The organism is Enterovirga sp. (genome assembly GCF_035325185.1).
Lineage (GTDB): Bacteria > Pseudomonadota > Alphaproteobacteria > Rhizobiales > Beijerinckiaceae > Enterovirga.
The window spans coordinates 1-7173 of sequence record NZ_DAOLAJ010000137.1; the positions used below are offsets into that span (position 1 = coordinate 1).

Sequence of the window (7173 nt, forward strand, 5' to 3'; positions counted from 1 at the left end):
TTCCTCGAATTCGACCGGCAGGAGCAGAAGTATCAGCTCGCCGCCGACCGCATTCGCCATTTCAAGGAATTCACGCTGCCGCTCGACGACGGCGACCTGCGCAAGCAGGCGGCGCGCTGCATGGATTGCGGCATCCCCTATTGCCACGGCCCGACCGGCTGCCCGGTCCACAACCAGATCCCCGACTGGAACGACCTCGTCTATCGCTCCGACTGGCAGGAGGCGTTGCGCAACCTCCATTCCACCAACAACTTCCCCGAATTCACCGGCCGCGTCTGCCCCGCGCCTTGCGAGGAGGCGTGCACGCTCAATCTCGAGAACGAGCCGGTGGCCATCAAGACCATCGAGCAGGCCATCGCGGACAAGGCGTGGGAGAACGGCTGGATCGTGCCGGAAGTGCCGGCCATCCGCACGGGCCGGAAGGTGGCCGTCGTCGGCTCGGGCCCGGCGGGCCTCGCGGCGGCGCAGCAGCTCGCCCGGGCCGGGCATGCGGCGCATGTCTTCGAGCGCGAGGCGAAGGCCGGCGGCCTCCTGCGCTACGGCATTCCCGACTTCAAGATGGAGAAGCGCCATATCGACCGGCGTGTGGCGCAGATGGAGGCCGAGGGCGTCGTCTTCCATTACGGCGTCGATGTGGGGGCGACGCGCAGCCTCGATTCGCTCGTCGAGGAATTCGACGCGGTGCTGATCGCCGGCGGCGCCGAGGACCCGCGCAACCCGCAGCTTCCGGGCCAGGACCTCGAAGGCGTGCATTACGCCATGCCGTTCCTGGCGCAGTCGAACCGCCGCGTCGGCCAGGAGCCGGAGCGCGACGAGGAGCCGATCCTCGCCTCCGGCCGGAACATCGTCGTGATCGGCGGTGGCGACACGGCTTCCGACTGCGTCGGCACCTCGTTCCGGCAGGGTGCGCTCTCGGTGACGCAGCTCGACATCCGCATGCGTCCGCCCGAGCGCGAGGACAAGCTGGTCGTGTGGCCCTATTGGCCGACCAAGATGCGCACCTCCTCTTCCCAGGCCGAGGGCGCCGAGCGCGAGTTCCAGGCCGCGACCTTGCGGCTCGAAGGGCGCCGGGGGAAGGTGTCGGGCGTCGTCTGCGCGCGCGTCGACGAGAAGCGTCGGCCGGTCGCCGGCACCGAGTTCACGCTGCCGGCCGATCTCGTCTTCCTCGCCATCGGCTTCGCCGGGCCGAAGAAGGAGGGGCTGATGGCTGAGGCGGGCTTCGCGACCGACCGGCGCGGCAACATCCTCGCGAACGAGACCGACTACCGCACCTCGCGCGAGAAGGTCTTCGCGGCCGGCGACATCCGGCGCGGGCAATCGCTGGTGGTCTGGGCGATCCGCGAGGGGCGGCAGGCGGCGCGGGCCATCGACGAGGCGCTGATGGGCGCCTCCGTCCTGCCGCGATGAGCGGACCGGACGAGGCGCATCCCGCGAGCCTCGCCGAGGTCGAATCGAATTTCGGCCGCCATCTCGGCCTTCGCCTCGTCAGCGCCGAGCCGGACCGGGTCGTCGCGGAGCTTCTCGTCGGGGAGGAGCATTGCAACCGCAACGGCGTGCTCCATGGCGGCGCCATCATGGCGCTCGCCGACAATACCGGCGGCACCGCGACCCTCATGAACCTCCCGGCGGGAACGGGGACGACGACGATCGAGAGCAAGACCAATTTCTTCGCCGCCATCCGGCTGGGCGAGATCGCCCGCGCCGAATGCACGCCGCTGCATCGCGGCCGCTCGACCCAGGTCTGGCAGACGCGGATCACGCGGCCCGACGGCAAGCTCGCCGCCCTCGTCACGCAGACGCAGATGGTGCTGACGAGAGGGTAGGGCTTCTGCGCGGTGGCCCCCCTTCCACATCGCCTATGGGGTGGCTCGCAGGAAAATCCTCTCCCCGCCAGCGGGGAGAGGTCGAGAGCGCGGCAGCGCTCCGGGTGAGGGGCGCGCACCCGGCAGCGGCGTGTATCCATTGCCCCTCATCCGGTCGCTCTGACGAGCGACTCGACTTCTCTCCGTCTTTGACGGGGAGAAGCAGGAGTGGCTGTACCCTACACCGCGACTCCGTAGAGGTCGTAATCGTCGGTGCGCTCGATCTTGACCGAGACGACGTCCCCGACGCGCACCGGGCGGCGCGACATCACATGGACGGTGCCGTCGATCTCCGGCGCGTCGTAGCGCGAGCGGCCCTTGGCGACGGCTCCCCCCGCCTCGTCGATGATGACGGGCAGGCGCCGGCCGACCTTCCGGGCCAGTTGCCGGCGGCTGATCTCCTGCTGGGTCGCCATGAAGCGCTTCCAGCGGGCCTGCTGCAATTCGGGGGGCACGGGATCGGCGAGGTCGTTGGCCGGCGCGCCGCGCACGGGCTCGTATTTGAAGCAGCCGACGCGGTCGAGCTTCGCCTCGCGCAGCCAGTCGAGCAGAAGCTCGAAATCCTCCTCCGTCTCGCCGGGGAAGCCGACGATGAAGGTCGAGCGGATGGCGAGGTCGGGGCAGGTCTCGCGCCAGCGCGTGATCCGGTCCAGCACCTTCTCGGCATGGGCCGGGCGCTTCATCGCCCGCAGCACCTTCGGGGAGGCGTGCTGGAAGGGGATGTCGAGATAGGGCAGCACATGCCCCTCCGCCATGAGCCCGATCACCTCGTCGACATGGGGATAGGGATAGACGTAGTGCAGCCGCACCCAGGCGCCGAGCGAGCCCAATTCGCGGGAAAGGTCGAGGAAGCGGGCGCGGACCTGCCGGTCCTGCCAGGGGCTCTCCCGGTATTTCAGGTCGATCCCGTAGGCGCTCGTGTCCTGCGAGACGACGAGCAGCTCCTTGACGCCTGCCTTCACGAGCTTTTCGGCTTCGCGCAGCACCTCGCCCGCCGGCCGAGAGACGAGGTCGCCGCGCAGCTTCGGGATGATGCAGAAGGTGCAGCGGTTGTTGCAGCCCTCGGAAATCTTCAGATAGGCGTAGTGGCGCGGCGTCAGCTTGATGCCCTGCGGCGGCACGAGGTCGAGGAAGGGATCGTGTCGCGGGGGCGAGGCCTGGTGCACCGCCGCGAGCACGCTCTCGTATTGCTGCGGCCCCGTGATCGCGAGCACCTCGGGATATTGCTCGCGGATGGAATCCGGCTCGGCTCCCATGCAGCCGGTGACGATGACGCGGCCGTTCTCGGCCATGGCCTCGCCGATGGCGCCGAGCGATTCCGCCTTGGCGGAATCGAGGAAGCCGCAGGTATTGACGATGACCACGTCCGCGCCGTCATGGCGCTTGGTGAGTTCGTAGCCTTCGGCCCGCAGCCGCGTGAGGATGCGCTCGGAATCGACCAGCGCCTTCGGGCAGCCGAGCGACACGAAGGAGATTTTCGGGGCGGCCCTGGAATCGGGCTCGCCGGGGGCGGCTTTCATGGCGGCGGGTTCCGGGAGGGACGCGCAAGCGCGCAGGCCCGCGCGGCGATGAGCGGGCAGGCCGCCCGCTCATAAAGCCTTCCCGCCGCTGAGGGAAGCGCCGCCCGTGCGTGCTCAGTGCGGCAGGTTCGGCACGAGGTTCAGCAGCATCACCATGACGAGGCCGACGATCGCCACGATCGACTGGATGATCGAGATGGTCCAGGTCGCCTCGCTCATGGTCATGCCGAAGGATTCCTTCACGAACCAGAAGCCGGCATGGTTGGCGTAGTTGAAGAAGAGCGAGCCCGAGCCGATCGCGATGGCGAGGAGGGCGAGGTTGACCGCGGGATCCGCAGCCGCAAGGGGCGCGAGGAGGCCGGCCGCGCCGACGATGCCGACCGTCGCCGAGCCGGTCGAGACCGAGAGCAGCATCGCGATCAGCCAGCCGAGGGGAAGCGCGGGCAGCGAGAAGTAATGCGCCAGATGCACGATGGCCTCGCCGACCTTGGCGCGCACCAGCACCTGCTGGAACGCGCCGCCGCCGCCGATGATGAGCAGGATGCCGGCGATCGGCTTGAGGCTCGCGCCGAGCGATTCGCGCAGATGATCGCGGTCTCCGCTGCGGAGGTAGACGAGCATGATGCAGGCGAAGATGACGCTGGCCAGCATCGCGATGACCGGCTTGCCGAGGAAGGAGAGGATCTCGGTCACGAAGGCGCCCTTCGGCAGGGCGGCATCGGCGATGGTGTGGGCCAGCATGAGGAGCGCCGGCATGAGGACCGCCAGCAGGCCGAGCCCGACGCTCGGGGGCTCGACGCCCGGCTTCGGCGCATGGGTATATTGCTCGAGAAGGGCTTCGTCGGGCCGCACTGTGAGGCGCGGGGCGATGAAATGCCCGTAGATCGGCCCGCCGAGCGCGATGGCCGGGATCGCGGCGATGAAGCCGAGGAGCATGGTCGGGCCGACATTGGCCTTGAGGGCCGCGATCGCCGTCAGCGGCCCCGGATGCGGCGGCACCATGCCGTGCATGGCCGCAAGGGCGGCGATGGCCGGCACCCCCATCAGGACGTAGGGCGAGCCCTTCACATGGCCGCCCCGCTCGAGCTTGCGGGCGACCGAGAAGATCAGCGGCAGAAGCACGACGAGGCCGACCTCGAAGAACATCGGGATGCCGACGATGAAGGCGGCGAGGGCCATCGCCCAGGGAAGGGCACGCTCGGAGGCGCGCGCCGTGATCGCGTTCGCAATCGTTTCCGTGACGCCCGTATCGGAGAGGATCTTACCCAGCATCGCGCCGAGCGCGATGACGAGGCCCGCATCCCCCAGCGTATGGCCCGCGCCGGCCGAGATCGCCTTGGCGATGTCGCCGGGGACGAGGCCGGCCGCGAATCCCACGGCGACCGCCGAGAGCAGAAGCGCAAGGAGGGGATGGAGCCTGATTTTCGAGACGATCAGTCCGACGAGGAAGAGGACGCCGAAAAGTGCTGTGAGCAACAGCCGGATATCTGTTTCCGACATGGCGTGCCCTCCCGCTTGTTGGCGCCACGCCTACGCCCCGAGAAGGGGGAGAGGCAAGACGGGAATTGCGGCGGATCAAGAATTCTCCCCTGCCGGGGCGAGCGGCGCCGGGCGGCGCGGCGAGGATTGCCGCCGTTGCCGCCGCGGCGCAATAAGCCTTTGCCGGGAGCGGCAAGGGAGTAGATCCAAAGTGAGCGCACACACGACCGTGAAGCGGGTGACGGCGCCCGAGATCCGGGCCCGCAAGGGGGGCGCCCCCATCGTGATGCTGACGGCCTACAGCGCGCTCACCGCGCGGCTCGTGGATCCGCATGCGGACATGATTCTCGTGGGCGACAGCCTCGCGATGGTCGAGCACGGCATGGAATCGACGCTCGGCGCGACGCTCGACCTGATGATCCTGCACGGGAAGAGCGTCATGCGCGGATCGAGCCGGGCGCTCGTCGTCGTGGACATGCCCTTCGGCAGCTACGAGGCGGAGCCGCGGCAAGCGTTCCACAGCGCCGCGCGCATTCTCGCCGAGACCGGCTGCACCGCCGTCAAGCTCGAAGGGGGCGCGACGATGGCCGAGACCATCGCCTTCCTCACGTCCCGCGGCATTCCCGTGGTCGCCCATATCGGGCTGACGCCGCAATCGGTCATGGCCTTCGGCGGCTTCAAGACCCAGGGCAGGGAGCGCGCCGGCTGGGCTGCGATCGAGGCGGATGCCGTCGCCGTCGCCCGGGCCGGAGCCTTCGCGATGGTGGTGGAGGGGGTGGTCGAGCCCCTGGCGGCGCAGATCACGCAGGCCGTCCCCGTGCCGACGATCGGCATCGGCGCCTCGGCGCGCTGCGACGGGCAGGTGCTGGTCCTCGAGGACATGCTCGGCTTCTCCGCGCGCGTCCCCCGCTTCGTGCGCCGCTTCGGCGATCTCGGCGCGGCGGCCGACCGGGCGATCGCCGATTACGCCCGGGCCGTGGCGGACAGGAGCTTTCCCGGCCCCGAGCACGTCTACAAGCCGAAGGACTGAGAGGGTTATCTTAGCTCGAAATGGGTCGGGTCCTTCCTGCGGCGCCAGTTGCCGCCCCAGGAGAGGGGCACGCCGAGATCGCGGGAGGCCCGCATCACGGCCGAGGCGACGCGCGATTGCAGCGCGGGGGAGAAGGTGACGCGGCCGCTTTCGTCGAGCGGCCACAGGTCGACCGCCCTGCCTTCGAGATGCTTGCGCAGGCTCGGGCTCGCCGCGAAGGGATGGGCGCGAGGGGACCAGCCCCAGGCTTCGGCCTGGCGCTGCTGCTCCCAGCTCCGGGTGCCCGAGCCGACGACGAAATGCAGCCCCGGATTGTCCCTCAGCGCCTTGCGGACGACCGCCGAGAGCGGCGGCAGCACGCTGGCGAGGTTGCGCTCGTGATTGCCGATCGGGTCCGGGTTCCAGGCATTGAACATCGGGATCTGTCGCCGGCCGCGATCGTCGACGGGCGGGATGTTCGCGTAGACGTCGTTCGGGCCGTAGCCCTGCGCGGCGGCGAGCGCCGCCGGGGCGAGGCAGAGGGCGGCGAGCAGGAGCGGCCGGGCGAGAGAAGAGCGAGTCATGGGAACGCGCCGCTCTGGCGGGGAATTTCGGCAGGGTGGTGGCGATGGTGCGGACGGCGGGGATCGAACCCGCACGGGCTGAGCCCGAGGGATTTTAAGTCCCTTGCGTCTACCGGTTTCGCCACGTCCGCGTACGGCAAGCGTTAGGCCGTCCGCTCGGGTGCTGTCCAGCCGTAGAGCCACGCATGGCGTTCGCGCATCCCCTCCGGTCCGAGGCGGCGCATGACCGCGTCGCGGGCGAGGGCGACGAGGCCGCCGGCATGATAGGCGCGCCCGTTCCTCGCGGCCGCCTCCTGGACCCGGCGAACGCGCGGCAGGCGCGCTGTCTCGTAGGCCCGCAGCGCCGCCGGCACCTGCGCGGCGTCCTCGCCGAGGAGGGCCGCAAGCTGCGCCGCATCCTCGATCGCGAGCGCGCCGCCCTGGGCGAGGAAGGGCAGGACCGGATGGCCGGCATCGCCGGCAAGGGCGATCCGGCCGCGCGCGAGGATTCTCGCGGAATGCTCGAAGAGCGACCATGCCGACCAGCCCGGCGCCCCGGCGGCGAGCTGGCGCAGGTTCGGCTCGGCATCCGCGAGCGCGCGCGCGATCTCGCCGGGATCGGCCTCGCGCGACCAGCCTTCCTCCGGCATCCGCCGCCGGGCGACGACGACGAGATTGAGGGCGCGCGCCGCCGCTACCGGATAGAGCACGACATTCCCGCCCCGGCCCAGCCAGAGCCC

At 70.0% G+C, this 7173-nt stretch carries 7 protein-coding genes and 1 tRNA gene; 3 read left to right on the forward strand and 5 right to left on the reverse strand.

Features of this window, described 5'->3' with window-relative positions; genetic code table 11:
• A partial coding sequence (locus PKD06_RS17745) for a glutamate synthase subunit beta (protein WP_324382467.1) occupies window positions 1-1407 on the forward strand: 1407 nt, incomplete at its 5' end.
• The gene (locus tag PKD06_RS17750) at window positions 1404-1823 is read left to right on the forward strand and encodes a PaaI family thioesterase (RefSeq protein WP_324382469.1); all 420 of its coding nucleotides are present in this window, start codon (window positions 1404-1406) and stop codon (window positions 1821-1823) included. The genes PKD06_RS17745 and PKD06_RS17750, both read left to right, overlap by 4 nt.
• A gap of 218 nt (window positions 1824-2041) precedes the next feature.
• On the opposite strand, the gene rimO is transcribed toward PKD06_RS17750, so the two are convergent.
• Complete coding sequence (rimO, locus tag PKD06_RS17755; protein WP_324382472.1) at window positions 2042-3382, reverse strand: 30S ribosomal protein S12 methylthiotransferase RimO; 1341 nt, start codon at window positions 3380-3382, stop codon at window positions 2042-2044.
• A gap of 114 nt (window positions 3383-3496) precedes the next feature.
• Window positions 3497-4882, reverse strand: coding sequence for a gluconate:H+ symporter (locus tag PKD06_RS17760; protein ID WP_324382474.1), 1386 nt, complete (start codon window positions 4880-4882; stop codon window positions 3497-3499).
• Between the two features lie 190 nt (window positions 4883-5072).
• Here PKD06_RS17760 and panB point away from each other — a divergent pair, with 190 nt between their 5' ends.
• Window positions 5073-5891: a 3-methyl-2-oxobutanoate hydroxymethyltransferase gene (panB, locus tag PKD06_RS17765; RefSeq protein ID WP_324382476.1), complete on the forward strand. Its 819-nt coding sequence runs from the start codon at window positions 5073-5075 to the stop codon at window positions 5889-5891.
• A 5-nt stretch (window positions 5892-5896) separates the two neighbouring features.
• Here the strand turns inward: panB and PKD06_RS17770 are convergent, their stop codons facing one another.
• The 3 genes from PKD06_RS17770 to PKD06_RS17780 form a co-directional block, all read right to left on the reverse strand.
• A complete protein-coding gene (locus tag PKD06_RS17770; protein ID WP_324382477.1) occupies window positions 5897-6454 on the reverse strand; it encodes a M15 family metallopeptidase in 558 nt (185 codons plus the stop codon).
• 45 nt (window positions 6455-6499) lie between these two features.
• Window positions 6500-6585, reverse strand: a tRNA-Leu gene (locus PKD06_RS17775).
• A 12-nt stretch (window positions 6586-6597) separates the two neighbouring features.
• Window positions 6598-7173 (reverse strand): FAD-dependent monooxygenase (locus PKD06_RS17780; RefSeq protein WP_324382479.1); only part of this gene is annotated, 576 nt, incomplete at its 5' end.

What these genes read in the sequence shown, in the direction of transcription:
- PKD06_RS17760 (WP_324382474.1), bottom strand. Translation starts at nt 4,882, where the DNA reads ATGTCGGAAACAGATATCCGGCTGTTGCTCACAGCACTTTTCGGCGTC.
- PKD06_RS17770 (WP_324382477.1), bottom strand. Translation starts at nt 6,454, where the DNA reads ATGACTCGCTCTTCTCTCGCCCGGCCGCTCCTGCTCGCCGCCCTCTGC.
- rimO (WP_324382472.1), bottom strand. Translation starts at nt 3,382, where the DNA reads ATGAAAGCCGCCCCCGGCGAGCCCGATTCCAGGGCCGCCCCGAAAATC.
- PKD06_RS17750 (WP_324382469.1), top strand. Translation starts at nt 1,404, where the DNA reads ATGAGCGGACCGGACGAGGCGCATCCCGCGAGCCTCGCCGAGGTCGAA.